We start from the raw sequence: 16,284 nt of genomic DNA on the forward strand, positions 1-16,284 counted from the left end.
GCCACCCGAACTCCTATCGTGCAACCATCAGCGGTATCGAACCACCGCGGTGACGGTAGATCGAACCGAACCGTGCATCGAGCCGCACCCAGGATTTGCTCGCCCGCACCCGAACCAGTTCCGAGGCGTCGATCTGCTCGAGGTCGATGTCGGCGGTCATCGCCTCGGACCCGGCGTGCGGAACGAATCCCATTGCGGTCAAGGCAAAAATAACCCGCATCGAGATCCCGACCGTGCCGGACGGACCACTGACCTCGAGCACGTCCTGATCGAGCAACGACGCCGGCGGACCGTGACTACTTCCATGCTCCAGTGCCAAGGCGTTGCCCCGCTGCGCCAGTTCGATCAGCACCCGGGCGGGTACGTCGTCCAGGTGCTCGAAGCCGTCCATCGGCGGCAACGCCCCACGCCACGCCGAATCCATGGCGAACCCCGGATCGATCAGCTCACTTGTCGCCTGCTCCACCGCCGAGAGCAACTGATCGCCGGCAGCCGAGGTGTCGTCAGGGTTGATGGTGCCCGCCACGGTTCGCGTAGCGAGAGCGTCGAAACCCGTTGACGCCCAAACGCTCAGGTGAGCATCTCCGCGTCGACGCATCCGGATGACCGTGGACTCGTCCAAACGCAAGGCATGACCGATGAAGCCGGCCAAGTTCTTTCGCTCGGCCTCCTCGGGCACGGTCAGTACACGTTCATGCACGTTGCCAGCTCTCCAAGTACTCCCGCTCGGGCCCGCTGAGGCGACGCAGACGTTGAGTGTCGATATCGAAGGCCGCGATCTGAGTCGATGCCACGATGGACGGCGGAACGCTGAGATCGGCGCCGCGGGGGCGAACCTCGTACGCGATGGTGAAGTCCACCGCGCGAACCTTTTCCACCCACATGAAGACGTCGAGCGGCGAATCGTCGTGCCGCAGTTGGCCGCGGTACCGCACATGGAGATCGGCAATCACGGCCCCGTCACGCAGGGTGACCGTCGGGCGCGAGTCTTCGAACAACCAAGGAATCCGCGCCTCTTCGAGCAACGTCACCATCCGTGCGTGGTTGATGTGCTGGAAGGCATCCATGTCGGACCACCGAACCACAACTTCGGCGTGGAATCCTTCGCTCAACGTCCTACCTCCGATCGGGTGCCCATGCTGCGCACCATGCTACGAACCTGACGCGCCGCCACCGAGAGCGTCGCGAGGTCAAGCGTCCCAGACTCGAAGATCTCGACGAGAGCTGCCCTCGCCCGACTCAGCCGCGAGGCGTTGGTCGATTCCCATTCGTCGATCTTCTCCTGCGGCGACTCCCCCGGCTCGCCGCCGGCCAGAACCTCCATCGTCAACTGCCGAAGCGAACTGTAGAGGTCGTCTCGCAACGCGAGCCTCGCGAGCGAGTGCCAGCGATCGCCGCGCTCGAGTCCCGAGACGGCGCTCAGCAACCAGTCGATTCCCAGATGCGCGTCCAAGGCGTAGTACAGCTCCGCGACTTCGGTGATGTCGTGATCTGCGATGTCGGCGATATCCGCGATGTCGAGCAGGCAGTAGACGTCAAGCAGTCGGAACACGTCCAGCGCCAACGCTTCCGGAGCCCCGCGATCGATCACCGATTGAGCCCGCACCAGCAGATCGTCGAGTTGATGGCCCGCAAGCAGCCCCGGAACCAGAGGTGCCGTCGCCCGATACGCCGCCGAGTAACGCGCTACCTCGGCGCCGACGGCGATCGGCTGGGGCCGATTGGCCAGGAACCACCGCGACGCGCGGTCGAGCAAGCGGCACGACTCCACGATCAGCTCGTTTTCGATCTCTGCACTGACGCCCGCCGAGCGGATTCGCGACCACACCTCGTCGAGCGCAAACACCTCTCGCACAGCGGCGTAGGCACGGATCGAGTCGGTACTGCTCGCTCCGGTCTCCTCGGCCAATCGGTAGGCGTACGTGATTCCGCCGTTGTCGATCACTTCGTTCACGAGCATCGTCGCGACGATCTGCCGCCGCAACGGGTGTGCCTTGATCTCCGTTTCGAACCGATCGCGAACAGCGGTCGGGAAGTACTGCGGGATCTGCTGGGCGAAGAAATCGTTGTCCGGCAACTCGGTTGCGAGCAGATCGTCCTTGAGTGAAAGCTTGACGTGCGCCGTCAGCGTCGCCAATTCCGGCGACGTCAGACCCACACCGGCCTCGAGTCGACGCTCTATCTCCTTGTCGGTCGGCAACGCCTCCAGCTTGCGGTCAAGGCCACGTGCCTTGGTCAGATCCGTCAACTGACGGCGGTGAACACCGAGCATCTGCGGCGCCGTCACGCGGGAGATTCCGAGCAGCGCATTCTGGGCGATGTTGTCCGCCAACACCAGCGCAGCCACGTCGTCGGTCATCGACGCCAGCAACGGATTCCGTTCCGGTGACGGCAGTAACTGCGAGCGCACGAGCGAATCGAGAAGAATCTTGATGTTCACTTCGTGATCGGAGCAGTCGACGCCGGCCGAGTTGTCGATGGCGTCGGTGTTGATGTGACCGCCGTTGGCGCTGAACTCGATTCGTCCCAGAGCTGTCACGCCGAGGTTGCCGCCCTCCCCGATCACCTTGACCCGCAGGTCTTGACCGTCGACACGCACCGCGTCGTTACTCTTGTCGCCAACCTGCGCATTGGTCTCGGTCGACGCTTTGACGTACGTACCGATTCCGCCGTTCCAGAGTAGGTCCACCGGTGCCGACAGAATCGCCTGCATCAATTCCGGCGGCGAGAGCTTCGTGACCCCCTCTGCCAGACCCAGTGCGATCCGGACGCTTTCGGCGATCGGAACCGACTTGACCGTGCGGTCCCAGACGCCGCCACCTTCACTGATCAGGCTCTTGTCGTAGTCGGCCCATGACGACCGTGGCAACTCGAAAAGTCGTTGACGTTCGACGAACGAGCTCGCTGCATCCGGGTTCGGATCGAGGAAGATGTGTCGATGGTCGAACGCGCCCACCAGACGGATGTGCCGACTGAGGAGCATTCCGTTGCCGAACACGTCTCCGCTCATGTCGCCGACGCCTACCGTCGTGAAATCCTGCGTCTGCGTGTCGACCCCGAGTTCGCGGAAGTGCCGCTTGACGCTTTCCCAGGCGCCGCGAGCGGTGATACCCATGCCCTTGTGGTCGTATCCCACGGAGCCACCGGAGGCAAACGCGTCGCCGAGCCAGAAGTCGTACTTGGCGGCAACCGAATTGGCGAGATCCGAGAACGTCGCCGTGCCCTTGTCCGCGGCGACCACCAGGTAGCGATCCTGATCGTCCTTGCGCACCACTCGATCCGGCGTCACAACTTCGCCGGTAGCCGCGTGCACGTTGTCGGTGATGTCGAGCAATCCGGAGATGAACGTGGTGTAGCAGGCCTTGCCGGTTTCCAGCGTCGCCATTCGATCAACGGCCGGATCACCCGTCGGCAGAGGCGGATTCTTCACGACGAAGCCGCCCTTGGCGCCGACCGGCACGATCACCGCGTTCTTGACGGCCTGAGCCTTCACCAAGCCGAGCACCTCGGTGCGGAAATCCTCGCGCCGGTCGGACCAGCGGAGCCCGCCGCGCGCGACTGCGCCGAATCGCAAGTGGACGCCTTCGACCTCGGGTGAGTACACGTAGATCTCGAAAGCCGGCCGCGGCTTGGGCAACTCGCTGATCCGTGAGGGATCGAGCTTGACCGACAGGTAGTCGCGAGAGCGGCCATCGGCGTCGACGACGTAGAAATTGGTACGCAAGGTCGCCTTCACCAAGGAGAACATTCCGCGCAGAATGCGATCGGCATCCAAGCTGAGTACCTCGTCGATGGACGCACGCAACTGCTCGTCCAATTCGGCGACGCGAATGTCGTCCTGCTTCTCGGGGTCGAACATCGCCTCGAACAACTGCACCAATGCAAACGCGGTCTGCGGGTGTGTAAGCGCGATTCCTTCGATGTGGAACTGACTGTATGGAAATGTGGCCTGGCGCAGATACTTTGCGTAAGCACGCAGCACCACGGCTTGCCGCCAGGACATTCCGGCCCGCAGCACCAACTCGTTGAATCGGTCAGCTTCTGCCCGGCCGAACCAGACTGCACCGAATGCAGCCGTGAATCGCTTCTGGACCTCGGTCAGCGGGGCGGTACTGGTCTCGAGCGGCACCTGCGCATCGAGGTCGATCTCGACCGACGCCCGAAGATCCGCCGGTACCGACAATCCGAAATCGTAGATCCAGCACTGAACGCCGTCGAGTCGCTGCACGACGTGCGGCCGCTCGTCGAGAACTTCGACGCCGAGTGACTGCAGCACCGGTAGCACCTGGCTCAACGAGATACCGTCGCCGCCGACGAAGAGCGTGAAGCGCCAGGCACCGGGCGCGGAGTCCACAGCACGATAGAGCAGTACGTCGATCGCGCCTGGCGCCAACGCCTCGAGTCGGGCGATGTCGGCCAACGCGCGTGACGGTTCGAAGTCCTCCTTGTATCCATCGGGAAGCACCCGCGAATACCGCTGCACCAGTTCCGGATCCACACCCGGACTTTCACGAACAAGGTCGTTGATGCGGTCGTCCCAGCTACGACTGACTTCGGTCAACAGAGCCTGAACTCGCTCGCGGTTGGCCTCGGAGACATCCAGATGAACCGGCTCACTGTCCGGATCGCGCCGGATCGTCACGTGCAACAGCGCAAGATCATTCTCGGTAACCCGGGCGGTGTAATCGACTGTGCCTGGTCCGAATTCGCGCCACAGCAGGTTTTGCATCGCCAGTCGCACCCGCGTCGTGTACCGGTCGCGGGGTAGGTACACCAAGCAGGACACGAAGCGTCCGAACGTGTCCTCGCGGACAAAGAGTCGCACCTGTCGACGCAGCCCGATGCTGTGCACGGCGTGGACGGTCTCGAACAAGGTCTCGGCGTCGCTCGAGAACAACTCGGTGCGTGGGAACGACTGGATGACCTCGAGCATCGCCTGACCGGAGTACGAATGCAGGTCGACACCGGCACGCGCGATGACCTCGCGGACGCGGCGCTCGATCAGAGGAATCGCGAGGACGTTCTCGTGGAGTGCGACCACGGTGAACACACCCAGGAATCTGTGCTCCCCCACGATGTTTCCCTCGTCGTCGAGGATCGAGACACCCACGAAGTACGGGTAGACAGCGCGGTGCACCGTGGCGGGGAACGATCCCTGCGTCAGGACCAGAAGCGGTCGATCCGGGAGATCTGCGACGGGAGGCAAACTCATCGGGCCTTCGGTGACCGCGTCGGAGCGCAGCACGCCGAGTCCACTGTCGGCTACCGTGCGTGAACCGTCCTTCGTGCCCTCGAACCGCCGGTATCCGAGCACGGCATAGTTTCCGTCCGCCATCCACCGCAGCAGCCGGGCGGTGTCGGAGAATTCTTCGGGGGTGATCCTCCCGGAGGCAGTTTCTGCGGCACTCTCCAACTCGTCGGCAACGCGCAGTTGCAATGCCTTCATGTCCGGGGTGTCACCAACCACCTGGCGGACGTCCGCGAGCACCTTGCCGAGGTGTGCTTCGATCGCGTCGAGAGCGGAATCCTCGACTTCGGAGTCCAACTGGACGTGCATCCAGGATTCTTGGATACCGCTGTCGCCCAAGGACATCAGATTGCCCGAGTCATCGCGTTCAACCGTCAGGATCGGATGGGCGAATTGACTGATTCCCACACCTTGTCGGTTGAGCATCGCGGTAACGGACTCGACGAGCAACGACATGTCGTCGGTGACGATCTGGACGGCAGCGCCGAGACCCTCGGATCCTGACGGGCGGTACACACGCCATACGGCCGTGCCCGGGGTCCGCTGCCTCCCGAGCGCAAGATGCGCGAGCAGGACTCGATCCGATCGACCGTTGATGACGTCGTCGCTGTCACCCTCGTCGATATGCGTGAAAAAGGCCTCGCGAAGACGCGTCAACAACGTCGCTTCGTCGAGGCCTGTGCCCTGCTGCCGTACACGGTCTGTCATTCCTGGCTCACATCCTTGTGGGTTCTGATCGCCGCGACCAATCTCTGACTCGAGACTAGCCGCGGCAACCAGTACCTAGGGTGAACTGAGAAACGAAATCTACGATGTCGTCATCTGAACAAGCGATGCTTCGAGCACCGCGCGTTCGCTGTCCGCCAGCGGTCTGGACTTTTCGGACACCGTGTCGAATCCGACCATCAACGCGTCGCCGAAAGCGCATTCGACACCCGCGTTGTCACGGATGACGTGCCGAACCGTGAACGAGGAAGTCCCGACGTGAGTCGTGAAGATCTCCACATTCAAGGGACCGGACCGATCGGTGACCGGCTTGAGGAACTCGACGGTCATCTTTCGAACCACGAGGTATCCCGGCCGGCCGCCGAGCGGCGCCAGTTTCGCTTCCAGGAACTGGATGCGCGCTTCCTGCATGTACTCGACGTAACGCGTGTTGTTGACGTGACCCAACCGGTCGGAATCGCCCCACCGGACCTGGATCTGCGCCGTGTATACGTCGGACACCGGATCAGTCCCTGGTGAGCTTGCGGTGAGTGACGCGGTGCGGGCGTGCGGCGTCGGGGCCGAGTCGCTCGACCTTGTTCGCCTCGTAGCCCTCGAAGTTGCCCTCGTACCAGTACCAGGCTGCCTCGTTGTCGCCGAAGCCACCTTCCCACGCAAGGATGTGGGTACAGGTCCGGTCCAGGAACCAGCGATCGTGCGAGATCACGACGGCGCAGCCGGGGAACTCTTCGAGAGCGTTCTCCAGCGAGCCGAGGGTTTCGACGTCGAGGTCGTTGGTGGGCTCATCGAGCAGGATCAGGTTGCCGCCCTGCTTGAGCGTCATCGCCAGGTTCAGGCGGTTGCGCTCACCACCGGAGAGGACGCCGGCCGGCTTCTGCTGATCGTGACCCTTGAAACCGAACGAGCTGATGTACGCACGCGAGGGAAACTCGGTCTGGCCGACGACGATGAAATCGAGCCCGTCCGACACGGTCTCCCAGACCGTCTTCTTGGGGTCGATTCCGGAACGGTTCTGGTCGACGTAGCTCAGCTTGACCGTCTGACCGATCTTGACCTCACCGGCGTCAGGCTCCTCGAGACCGACGATGGTCTTGAACAGCGTCGTCTTACCGACGCCGTTGGGGCCGATGACGCCGACAATTCCGTTGCGCGGCAACGTGAACGAGAGATCCTTGATCAGAACGCGACCGTCGAAGCCCTTGTCGAGGTTCGAGACCTCCACGACCACGTCACCCAGGCGCGGCGGTGCCGGGATCTGGATCTCGTCGAAGTCGAGCTTGCGCGTCTTCTCGGCTTCGTTCGCCATTTCCTCGTAGCGATCGAGACGAGCCTTGTTCTTGGCCTGGCGGGCCTTGGCGCCGGAACGAACCCATGCGAGCTCGTCCTTGAGGCGCTTCTGCAGCTTCTGATCCTTCTTGCCGGCAACTTCGAGGCGTGCAGCCTTCTGCTCCAGGTAGGTGGAGTAGTTGCCCTCGTACGGGTACAGGCGTCCGCGGTCGACTTCACAGATCCACTGCGCGACGTGATCGAGGAAGTAGCGATCGTGAGTCACGGCGAGGATTGCGCCGGGGTAAGCAGCGAGATGCTGCTCGAGCCACAGGACAGATTCGGCGTCGAGGTGGTTGGTGGGCTCATCGAGGAGCAGGAGGTCGGGCTTGCTCAGCAGCAGCTTGCAGAGCGCAACGCGTCGCTTCTCACCACCGGAGAGGTGGGTGACCATCTCTTCCGGCGGGGGGCAGCGCAGGGCGTCCATAGCCTGCTCGAGCTGCGAGTCGATCTCCCACGCATCTGCGTGATCGAGCTTCTCCTGCAGCTCGCCCATCTCTTCCATGAGCTCGTCGGAGTAATCCGTAGCCATCAGCTCGGCGATCTCGTTGTACCGCTTGAGCTGGACCATCGTCTCTCCGAGACCGTCCTCGACGTTCTCGCGAACAGTCTTGGTCTCGTCGAGCTCCGGCTCCTGCATGAGGATGCCGACGGTCGCGCCCGGGGCCAGGAATGCCTCGCCGTTGCCCGGCTGGTCCAGTCCGGCCATGATCTTGAGGATGCTGGATTTACCAGCGCCGTTCGGTCCGACGACACCGATCTTCGCGCCGGGGTAAAAGCTCATCGTGACGTCATCGAGGATGACCTTGTCACCGTGCGCCTTGCGCACCTTCTTCATCGTGTAAATGAACTCAGCCATGACCGCCAGCCTATCGGTGTTTGCCCTATAACCCACATTGCGCGTTGGCCGTCACTCCGATGCGGGTTCTGCGGACAGTCCGAGGTCATCGACCAGATTCACCGACATGCTCATCGACCCCCACGAAAACCGCGATGGGGACACCTCCGGGTGCCCCCAGGACGGCTCAGATCATTGCCCTGTGGATGCCCTTCGGCTCGCCACCGAGCTGCGAGAGCGTCGACGCATGGAAAATGGAACCGGGTACATGGATCGCGTGCGCGAGACCGGCATGCGCATCACGCCAGAACCGCTGCATCGGCGTGCTCAACTGCAAAGCCCCACCACCGGAACGAGCAAAGATCTCGTCCACCGCACGCACCGCCCGCCACGCCGCAGCAGTCTGCGTACGGCGACCGATCGCACGAAGCTCGAACGAAACTTCCTGCCCCTTCTCCGTCATGTCCCAGAAACGATCCACCGTCTCCAAGATCGCAGCCCGAGAAGCAGCGATCTCGGCCGCCGCCTCACCGATCGCGAACAGCACGTACGGATCTTCCTTGATCGGAACACCACTGACCGTCACACGCTCACGCTGCGCCGCCATGTTGCACGCCAACGCACCCTCGGCGATACCGATCAACGACGAAGTGATCCCCAACGGGAAAATGCACGAGAACGGGAACTTGTACAACGTCTCCGTACGACCCGCTTCCTTCCACGCCGTCCCGTCGAAAACCTTTCCCGCATCAAGAGTCCGATACGTCGGCAAGAACGCATCCTTGACGATCAGATCCTTCGACCCCGTACCGCGCAGACCCACGACATTCCAGCTGTCCTGGTCGATGTCGTAATCCGAACGCGGCAACAACACGTGCAGAATCTTCGGCGGCATCAACGGCTTACCGGACTCGTCACCGACCATCGCACCGATCATGATCCAGTCACAATGATCGGTACCGGACGAGAACGACCAACGACCGTTGAGGATGTACCCACCCTCGACCGGCCTCGCCACACCCATCGGCGCATACGGCGACGCCATCCACGTATCAGGATCGGTTCCCCACACCTCTTCCTGAGCCTTGCGGTCGAAGAACGCAAGCTCCCACGGATGAACACCGACGATGCCGCTGACCCAGCCCGTGGCACCATCCATCGCACCGATAGCCATTGCCGTCTCGGCGAATTCACGCGGATGCGCCTCGAGGCCACCGAACTCCTTCGGCTGCAACATCCGGATGACGCCGGCGTCGCGCAAACGCTTCGCGCTGCCGTCCGTCAAGCGCATCAGCTTGTCGCCCTCGACCCCGTCGGCGCGGATCTCGTCGGCGAACTGTGAGATGTTGTCCAGAACCTGACCCATGATCTTCCGCCTCCATTGATAGTCGACCAACGACCATTAAAGTAGAACACGTTCTAGAAACTTGCGGAAGTGAAATGGCCGACATTTCTTACACTCACACGGTCTGCAGTTCCGACGGGAGTTCGACGGCGTCGCTACCCGAGGCCGCAAGCAACTGTGCGTATCGCCCACCTTGTTGCACAAGTTCGTCGTGGGTGCCCTTTTCCACAACCACGCCCTGGTCGAGGACCGCGATGAGATCCGCATCTCGAACCGTGGAGAGTCGGTGCGCCACAACAAGAGTGGTGCGTCCGACCATCAGCTCGTCGAGCGCGTCCTGCAACGCACGTTCAGTGCGATTGTCCAAGGCGCTCGTCGCCTCGTCGAGGACAAGGATCGGCGGATTCCGCAGGACTGTGCGCGCGATCGCTATGCGCTGTTTCTCACCGCCGGAGAATCGGTAGCCGCGCTCGCCGACCATGGTGTCGTACCCGTCGTCGAGACCGGAAATGAACTCGTGGATCTGCGCGATGCGCGCTGCCTGCTCGATCTCGGCGTCCGTGGCGTCGGGTTTCGCGAACCGAAGGTTCTCACGAATCGTCGTGTGGAAGAGATACGTCTCCTGCGACACCACACCTACCAGGTCGGAGACCGTCGCCAGATCGAGGTCCCGCAGATCGACGTCGTCGATTCTCACCGATCCCGCAGTCGGGTCGTACAGACGTGCGGCCAAGTATCCGAGAGTGGTCTTGCCCGAACCCGTGGAGCCGACAAGCGCCAAGGTTCCGCCGGCCGGGACCGTGAGGTCGATGTTGTCGAGGGTCTTGCTGTCGGTTCCTGGATACGAGAAGTCGACGTGGTCGAACCGAAGTTCGCCGGACATCTTGGTGCGGTCGAAGCTCTTCGACTCTTCCGGATCCGCGATGTCGATCGGCAGATCCAGGTACTCGAACACGCGACTGAACAGTGCCATCGAGCTCTGCACCTCGACGCCCGTGTTGAGCAGCATCATGGTGGGGCGGAACAATTGTGTTTGCAGCGTGGTGAATGCGACGAGGGTGCCGACGGTGATGGTGTTGCCGTGATCGAGAGTGAAACCGGCAAACCAGTAGACCAGTGCAGGCATGGCTGCGAAGGTGATCGACATGGTCGCCATGCGCCACTTGCCGGCCATCATGGCTCGGAGTTCGACGTCTGCGACTTCCGCTGAACGCTCGGTGAATCGATCCGTCAGAGCCGACTTCGCGCCGGTCGTCTTGCCGAGGAGAATGCCACTGACGGAGAGAGATTCCTCCACCTGGACCGACAGATCACTGAGTAGCTTCTGCCGCTTACCAGAGATCTTGCGGCGCTCGTCACCGATCTTGCGTGCGATACGGATGAACACCGGCAAGATCGCCAGCGAGAAGATGGCAAGCCGCCAATCCAGAAGGAACAGAGCAACAATGGTGGCTGCCACGGTCGTTGCATTCTGCGCGATGGACGTTGCCGTGTTGGTGACCACCGACTGCATACCGCCGATGTCGTTGGCAATACGCGACTGAACTTCTCCGGTTCGGGTTCGAGCGAAGAATCCGAGCGACTGATTCTGCAGATGCGAGTAGACCCGCACGCGCAGTTGGTGCATCAGTTTCTGGCCGATGCTGTTGGACATCCAGGTCTGGGCCACGCCGAGACAGCTCGTGATCACGGCAATGGCGATCATGCCGATGGCCAGAACGCTGACGAGTCCGAGGTTCTTGTCCGGGATCGCCTTGTCGAGCATTTCGCGTAGGAGCAGCGGGCTGCCCAGCGCCACGATCGCGCTGAGTGTGATGACCGCGGTGACGATGGCGATCTGAGTTCGATACGGCGCGAACAGTCCGAGTACGCGCTTTGCCGGTACGGATTCCGCCGGAGTGATCTCGACAGCGGATCGTTCGATGTTTCGCATGTGATCTGGTTTCACGTTCTACCTCCTGGAGGCTTTCTCACCCTAGTTTCATATTGATGAGGTTACCTCACTATGAGGCTGACACCAACAACGCTAGACTGGCGCCATGCATTCCCGAGAGCGCGAACTCACCGACGTCGTGATGTCGGTGGCACGGCTCATCCGCCGACGCCAAGTGGCAGCGCTGGAACCATTCGGCCTCTCGCCGTCGCAAAGCCGAGCGCTGCGAGTGCTGACCCGAGTGGGCGAACCGGTTCGACTCGGGTTTCTTGCCGAGCGCTTGCGCATAGTTCCGCGGTCGGCGACCGACGTCGTGGATTCCCTCGAAGACGCCGGATGGGTGCGCCGCACTCCCGACCCGAACGATCGGCGAGCAGTGCTGCTCGAGTTGACCGACGCCGGCGCTACCCTCGCTGCCGACGTCGCGAAAGCTCAACGACGCGAATCCTCGGATGTGTTCGACGACCTCGACGAATCGGAGCGAGCAACTCTCACCGAACTTCTCGAGCGAGTGGACGCGGGGCACGACTCGCGGCCCCGCGACTGCCCGAAACCTTCGGTCTGAGTCCTCACGCAGCGACGGTGTCGACTGCGTCCTCGACATTCTCCGCCGACGTCGGCTTGCTCTGACGCTCGATCTTCGAGATGCAACGAGCAAGGTCCGCGCCTACCGCAGTCGCCCGTAGCTCGAGATCGGAACGAGGCACACCCTCTTTGGTCGTGTACTCGTTGGTGCGCAACTCCCCCGCCACCATGACCGGATCACCCTTCATGATGGATGCGCCGACGCCGGTGACCAACCGCCGCCAGCAGCTGACCGTGAGATAGAGGGTCGCTCCGTCCGTCCACTCTCCGGTCACCGCGTCTTTGCGACGCGTGTTGCTCGCCATCCGAAAGCTCAGCACCTCTTCGCCATTGGTGGTCTGCCGCTTCACCGGATTGGTGATGACGGTTCCGACAACCGTTGCATGCGTTTCGTACATGTCCGATCCCCCTTCGAACTCCAGAACCCGCCAACTGCCGCGGGGCCGATCATTGCGTCGGCAGGTTCGATTGTGGAACGACAAACGCGTGGCTCGGGATCTTCGATTTCCACCTGTGCATCGGTGGAACAGCTGTGGAGAAACAGCACTGCCCGAGCCAAACGGCCCGGGCAGTGTCGGAGCTAAGTGCTAGTGGAGGATTCGTCGGATTTCTTCTCGCTGGGTGTCTCGTCCGCAGAGTCCTCGCTTGCAGTCTCCGCGTCAGCAGCCTCACGCGGTTTCCACCCTTCGCGGTCCCGCCTGGCCAATTCGGCGAACATGGCGTTGTGAGCAGCGAGGTCGGCGTCGTGGTCACGCTCGGCCGCACGGTCGGTTCGGCGCGCTGTCCTGCCATCGCTGCGCGACCACTGAACCAGTAGCGCGAGCATGACCACCATGAGCGGGATCTCGCCGGTCGCCCACGCGATGCTGCCGCCCAGCTGCTGATCGCCGATCAGGTCGTTGTTCCAGCCGAGGCCGAGCGAACGGAAGTACGCGCCGCCCATGACGGCGGTAGTGCTCATCAGTGCCACGCCGAAGAAGGCGTGGAACGGAAGTGAGCCGAAGACCATTGCCAGCTTGGTCACTGGCTGCAATTGACGTGGTGACGGGTCGATTCCGATCGCCACCCAGTAGAAGAGATAGCCGCTGAGGATGAAGTGCAGGTTCATCAGCAGGTGAGCGCTGTGCGAGTCGACCGTCGCACCGTAGATTCCGCCGAGATACAGCGCGTAGAAACCGCCGACAAAGAGAACTGCCGCCACGATCGGGTGGGTGATGAATCGCGAGAACGGGCTGTGCAGAGCGGTCAGAATCCACTCGCGAATGCCGGGCACGCCGTCCTTGCCTGCCGGATCCAGGGCCCGCAGAGCCAAAGTGATCGGCGCACCCAGAACCAGCAGGACTGGTCCCAACATCGACAGCGCCATGTGCGCACCCATGTGAACGCTGAAGACTGCCGGTGCGTATTTGCCGACGCCCGACGACGTGGCGATCAGGAGCACCGCACAACCGCTCATCCAGGCGATGGTTCGGCCGACAGGCCAGGAATCCCCACGCTTGGCCAGCTTGCGAAGGCCGATGCCGTACAGAATCGCCGCAGCAACGGCGGCGGTGCCGAACATAAGGTCGAATCGCCAGTCCGTCACGAAGGCCATGAACGACGGCGGGTCCGGAAGGTTGTAACCGAGTTCGACCTCGGGGATCGAGGGAATCGACAGCGGCGGGGGCGGCGGGGTACGACCGAGGCCGATCGCGAGACCGATGGTTGCCGCCATCACGATGCCTTCAGCGCCGGCAAATCGAATCAGGGCAGAGCGACTCTTGGGGTTCTCCGCCAGCGCCGGTAGCGCCCGACTCCGCTGAGCCCAACCGAAGAACCCGAGGATGATCAGTGCAACTGTTTTCGCGACGATCAATCGTCCATACGTCGTGGTGAATACGTCGTCGAGAGGCAGACGGACAATCGCATTGATGACGCCGCTGAATCCCATGACGACGAAGCAGATGGATGCGACCGTCGAAAAGCGTCGAGCCGCTACGTCGGTGTAATCGCCGCCGCGCCGCGCGTGTGCCAGTAGCGCGAACAAGCCGCCGGCCCAGAGCGAAGCCGCCACGAGGTGCAGGATCAGGCTGTTGGTAGCGATGTCATGCGACCCGCCCGAAGACGAGTGACCGGTGAGAGCGAGCGGCATCAGTCCGAGAAGACCGACCAGCAGCAGTAGCGGAGTCCACCACCAGCGCAGTGTCAGTCGGGCCAGGATCGCCAGAACAACCGCAATAATTGCCGTCCAGCGCCAGGCGCCGGCGATCTCGACCTGATCGAGTCCCGACCAGAGGTTCGCCGGTTTGATCGCTTCGGCGAACGGCTGACCCGATGTGTCGGAGAGCGTCAGGGGCACCATCATGAACGAACAGATCGCCCACACGATCGCGGCGTGCGATGCAGTTCGGACTGCCCGATAGCCGTCGACGTCGAGGACGCCCGACTTCTGCGGCGGCACGAAGAACGCGGCCAGCAGCAGTGACCCGATCGCAATGACCGCGGCGATCTCCCCCAGTGCCCGCATCGCGGGCAGGCCGTACGTGGTGATCGGGCCTGGATCCGGGATACCCAGAAGAGTCAGTGCCTGCGACGCGGAGAATCCCACCACGATGGCTGCGGTGAGCCCTGCGATGAGTCCACTGACCACGAATATCGCGGTCGAAGAAGCGGGTGCACCGCTGTGCTGTGTGGACTCCGGTGGGGAATCTGTCGGCGCGAGGTCGGGTGTAGCCATACCTCAAGGGTAGGACCTTCGCGAACCGACTACGACAACGCGTCGGAGTTGGGCGGCGCGCGTCACATCCCGAACCCTCGAGTATGATGTTCCACGCGCCTCCGTAGCTCAGGGGATAGAGCAAGAGCCTTCTAATCTCTTGGTCGCAGGTTCGAATCCTGCCGGGGGCACCACAAGATTTGATTCACGGATAGTCACACTGCGTGGACGAGCGGCCACTGGGCAGAGCAGTCCGATACGGACCGAAACCTAGCCCACAAATTACGTGCCGTCCGCAGTAATCTGCCTCGCATGAAGAAGGCACTTCCGAAGACCCTGAAGTCACTCGCCCGGACCGTTGGAATCCTGGCACTCGCGATCGTCGTTGTATCCGTCGTCGAGCGGTTCACCGGCGCACACCAACCGACTACCGGTCCCGCCTCGTTGACCGGACCCGACCAATCGTTGTAGCCCTTCCCTTGTGACAGGGTCGACACATGACGTTCGAGGAACAGGACGAGTCGACATGTGAAAGCCGTCCGATCGCAGATGATGGGCCATTCACGCTGGAAGTCGATGGAGAAATCTTCACGGTGACGGTCCGCCCCGGGGAGCCGGGCGCGTCCGACTACGACTGGAAATCGGGGCCGAACGCGGGGTACGGGTTTTCCAGTTTTCACCGTGTTTCCTACTACAGTGTCCTCGACCGAGCGAACAGCCCATCGAACGAAATTCAGCCCGAAACTATCGATGAACACCGTGCGTCGATCCGCGACTTCCTCAGCAAGGTCAACCCGGAGACCGGATATATCGGAGACTGATCGTCAGAGTTGCCAGTAGCGTTGCCGTCATGATTACGGACCCGACGAGGCCGTGGTGGGAGACTTACAACAACAACGTCCTCTCCGCCCGCGAAAATGGCTGGAGCGAAGACGATTCCAGGCTCTCTCGCGAACTATGCGACCTACTCGATGACGTCGCTGCCGCGTTCGCCATCACGGGCGCGCAGACACCAGGGTGGCTGAGCCCATACAGCGGCGACGTCCAACCCCGCAAGGACTCGTACGAGCGTTGTACCGATCCGGAGAAGTTCCTGATCGTGGTGGCAAGAGCTCGAGCGTGGACAAAGGTCCTCGTCGATCGCGGCTGGGCACGAGAAGTACCGCCTGTGCGATGGGCGCTCCGTCCCTTGGAGTCCGGCGGGGCCGACACCGTTTTGGAGCCTTCGAGTGACGGTGCGGTTCCGCTCGTGCTGACCACGCACACTCCGGTCGACAGCGCCCACCCGTTCAATGTCACGATCGCCGCGGGCAACCCGGCTGTGGCGATGGCGTCCATTCCTGACTGTGCCTGCGACGGATGCGACAGGGGGTCCGCTGTACTGCTCGAAGAATTCGACACCTGGGTGTTGTCAGTGGTCGACGGTTCCCTCGAAGTCGACGTCACAGCCGCCTGTTATTCGATTCAAACTTCTTTTCACGGCGGAAGGCACGGGGTCCAGTACCTCGACGAACCCACAGCTTTCACTGCGGCACCGTGGCCCCCGAATTGGACGGCACGCTCGTTCGCGTCTACAAGATGAGCAGGC

General features: G+C 62.4%; 13 protein-coding genes and 1 tRNA gene. 5 read left to right on the top strand and 9 right to left on the bottom strand.

Going from position 1 to position 16,284, the window contains the following annotated elements:
* Nucleotides 1–13: 13 nt before the first annotated feature.
* From A0W34_RS18355 to A0W34_RS18385, 7 genes are all read right to left on the bottom strand, one after another.
* Nucleotides 14–700 carry a hypothetical protein gene (locus A0W34_RS18355; protein ID WP_007730934.1) on the bottom strand — a complete coding sequence of 229 codons (687 nt, stop codon included), beginning with the start codon at nucleotides 698–700 and terminating at the stop codon, nucleotides 14–16.
* Nucleotides 693–1,112, bottom strand: a complete 420-nt coding sequence (locus A0W34_RS18360; RefSeq protein WP_003944573.1) for an acyl-CoA thioesterase — start codon at nucleotides 1,110–1,112, stop codon at nucleotides 693–695. The genes A0W34_RS18355 and A0W34_RS18360 overlap by 8 nt, the downstream gene beginning before the upstream one ends.
* A complete protein-coding gene (locus A0W34_RS18365) occupies nucleotides 1,109–5,956 on the bottom strand; it encodes an NAD-glutamate dehydrogenase (RefSeq protein WP_081558053.1) in 4,848 nt (1,615 codons plus the stop codon). Before A0W34_RS18365 ends, A0W34_RS18360 begins: the two co-directional genes overlap by 4 nt.
* A 99-nt stretch (nucleotides 5,957–6,055) precedes the next feature.
* On the bottom strand, nucleotides 6,056–6,475 hold the full coding sequence (locus tag A0W34_RS18370) for an acyl-CoA thioesterase (protein ID WP_003944475.1): 420 nt from the start codon (nucleotides 6,473–6,475) through the stop codon (nucleotides 6,056–6,058).
* A gap of 4 nt (nucleotides 6,476–6,479) precedes the next feature.
* Nucleotides 6,480–8,159 carry an energy-dependent translational throttle protein EttA gene (ettA, locus tag A0W34_RS18375; RefSeq protein ID WP_007730925.1) on the bottom strand — a complete coding sequence of 560 codons (1,680 nt, stop codon included), beginning with the start codon at nucleotides 8,157–8,159 and terminating at the stop codon, nucleotides 6,480–6,482.
* A gap of 166 nt (nucleotides 8,160–8,325) precedes the next feature.
* The gene (locus tag A0W34_RS18380; protein ID WP_081558054.1) at nucleotides 8,326–9,504 is read right to left on the bottom strand and encodes an acyl-CoA dehydrogenase family protein; all 1,179 of its coding nucleotides are present in this window, start codon (nucleotides 9,502–9,504) and stop codon (nucleotides 8,326–8,328) included.
* A gap of 94 nt (nucleotides 9,505–9,598) precedes the next feature.
* A complete protein-coding gene (locus A0W34_RS18385) occupies nucleotides 9,599–11,416 on the bottom strand; it encodes an ABC transporter ATP-binding protein (protein ID WP_054801009.1) in 1,818 nt (605 codons plus the stop codon).
* A gap of 106 nt (nucleotides 11,417–11,522) precedes the next feature.
* On the opposite strand from A0W34_RS18385, the gene A0W34_RS18390 reads away from it, so the two are divergent.
* Nucleotides 11,523–11,981, top strand: coding sequence for a MarR family winged helix-turn-helix transcriptional regulator (locus tag A0W34_RS18390; RefSeq protein WP_054781492.1), 459 nt, complete (start codon nucleotides 11,523–11,525; stop codon nucleotides 11,979–11,981).
* Nucleotides 11,982–11,985: 4 nt separating this feature from the next.
* On the opposite strand, the gene ssb is transcribed toward A0W34_RS18390, so the two are convergent.
* Complete coding sequence (gene ssb, locus A0W34_RS18395; protein WP_007733347.1) at nucleotides 11,986–12,399, bottom strand: single-stranded DNA-binding protein; 414 nt, start codon at nucleotides 12,397–12,399, stop codon at nucleotides 11,986–11,988.
* 182 nt (nucleotides 12,400–12,581) lie between these two features.
* Nucleotides 12,582–14,717: a cytochrome c oxidase assembly protein gene (locus tag A0W34_RS18400; RefSeq protein ID WP_007733346.1), complete on the bottom strand. Its 2,136-nt coding sequence runs from the start codon at nucleotides 14,715–14,717 to the stop codon at nucleotides 12,582–12,584.
* A 97-nt stretch (nucleotides 14,718–14,814) separates the two neighbouring features.
* Here A0W34_RS18400 and A0W34_RS18405 point away from each other — a divergent pair.
* From A0W34_RS18405 to A0W34_RS18415, 4 genes are all read left to right on the top strand, one after another.
* Nucleotides 14,815–14,890 (top strand) — tRNA-Arg (locus tag A0W34_RS18405).
* Nucleotides 14,891–15,008: 118 nt separating this feature from the next.
* A complete protein-coding gene (locus A0W34_RS33200; RefSeq protein WP_003945304.1) occupies nucleotides 15,009–15,167 on the top strand; it encodes a hypothetical protein in 159 nt (52 codons plus the stop codon).
* 26 nt (nucleotides 15,168–15,193) lie between these two features.
* The gene (locus tag A0W34_RS18410; protein WP_081558055.1) at nucleotides 15,194–15,517 is read left to right on the top strand and encodes a hypothetical protein; all 324 of its coding nucleotides are present in this window, start codon (nucleotides 15,194–15,196) and stop codon (nucleotides 15,515–15,517) included.
* A 29-nt stretch (nucleotides 15,518–15,546) separates the two neighbouring features.
* Nucleotides 15,547–16,278, top strand: a complete 732-nt coding sequence (locus tag A0W34_RS18415) for a DUF6226 family protein (protein WP_081558056.1) — start codon at nucleotides 15,547–15,549, stop codon at nucleotides 16,276–16,278.
* Nucleotides 16,279–16,284: the final 6 nt, after the last annotated feature.

It is taken from the genome of Rhodococcus sp. BH4 (assembly GCF_002079265.1).
In the GTDB taxonomy this organism is placed as follows: domain Bacteria; phylum Actinomycetota; class Actinomycetes; order Mycobacteriales; family Mycobacteriaceae; genus Rhodococcus_F; species Rhodococcus_F qingshengii.

Coding starts and splice junctions, on each gene's coding strand:
- A0W34_RS33200 (WP_003945304.1), top strand. CDS start 15,009: ATGAAGAAGGCACTTCCGAAGACCCTGAAGTCACTCGCCCGGACCGTT.
- ettA (WP_007730925.1), bottom strand. CDS start 8,159: ATGGCTGAGTTCATTTACACGATGAAGAAGGTGCGCAAGGCGCACGGT.
- A0W34_RS18365 (WP_081558053.1), bottom strand. CDS start 5,956: ATGACAGACCGTGTACGGCAGCAGGGCACAGGCCTCGACGAAGCGACG.
- A0W34_RS18415 (WP_081558056.1), top strand. CDS start 15,547: ATGATTACGGACCCGACGAGGCCGTGGTGGGAGACTTACAACAACAAC.
- ssb (WP_007733347.1), bottom strand. CDS start 12,399: ATGTACGAAACGCATGCAACGGTTGTCGGAACCGTCATCACCAATCCG.
- A0W34_RS18400 (WP_007733346.1), bottom strand. CDS start 14,717: ATGGCTACACCCGACCTCGCGCCGACAGATTCCCCACCGGAGTCCACA.
- A0W34_RS18380 (WP_081558054.1), bottom strand. CDS start 9,504: ATGGGTCAGGTTCTGGACAACATCTCACAGTTCGCCGACGAGATCCGC.
- A0W34_RS18385 (WP_054801009.1), bottom strand. CDS start 11,416: ATGCGAAACATCGAACGATCCGCTGTCGAGATCACTCCGGCGGAATCC.
- A0W34_RS18410 (WP_081558055.1), top strand. CDS start 15,194: ATGACGTTCGAGGAACAGGACGAGTCGACATGTGAAAGCCGTCCGATC.
- A0W34_RS18390 (WP_054781492.1), top strand. CDS start 11,523: ATGCATTCCCGAGAGCGCGAACTCACCGACGTCGTGATGTCGGTGGCA.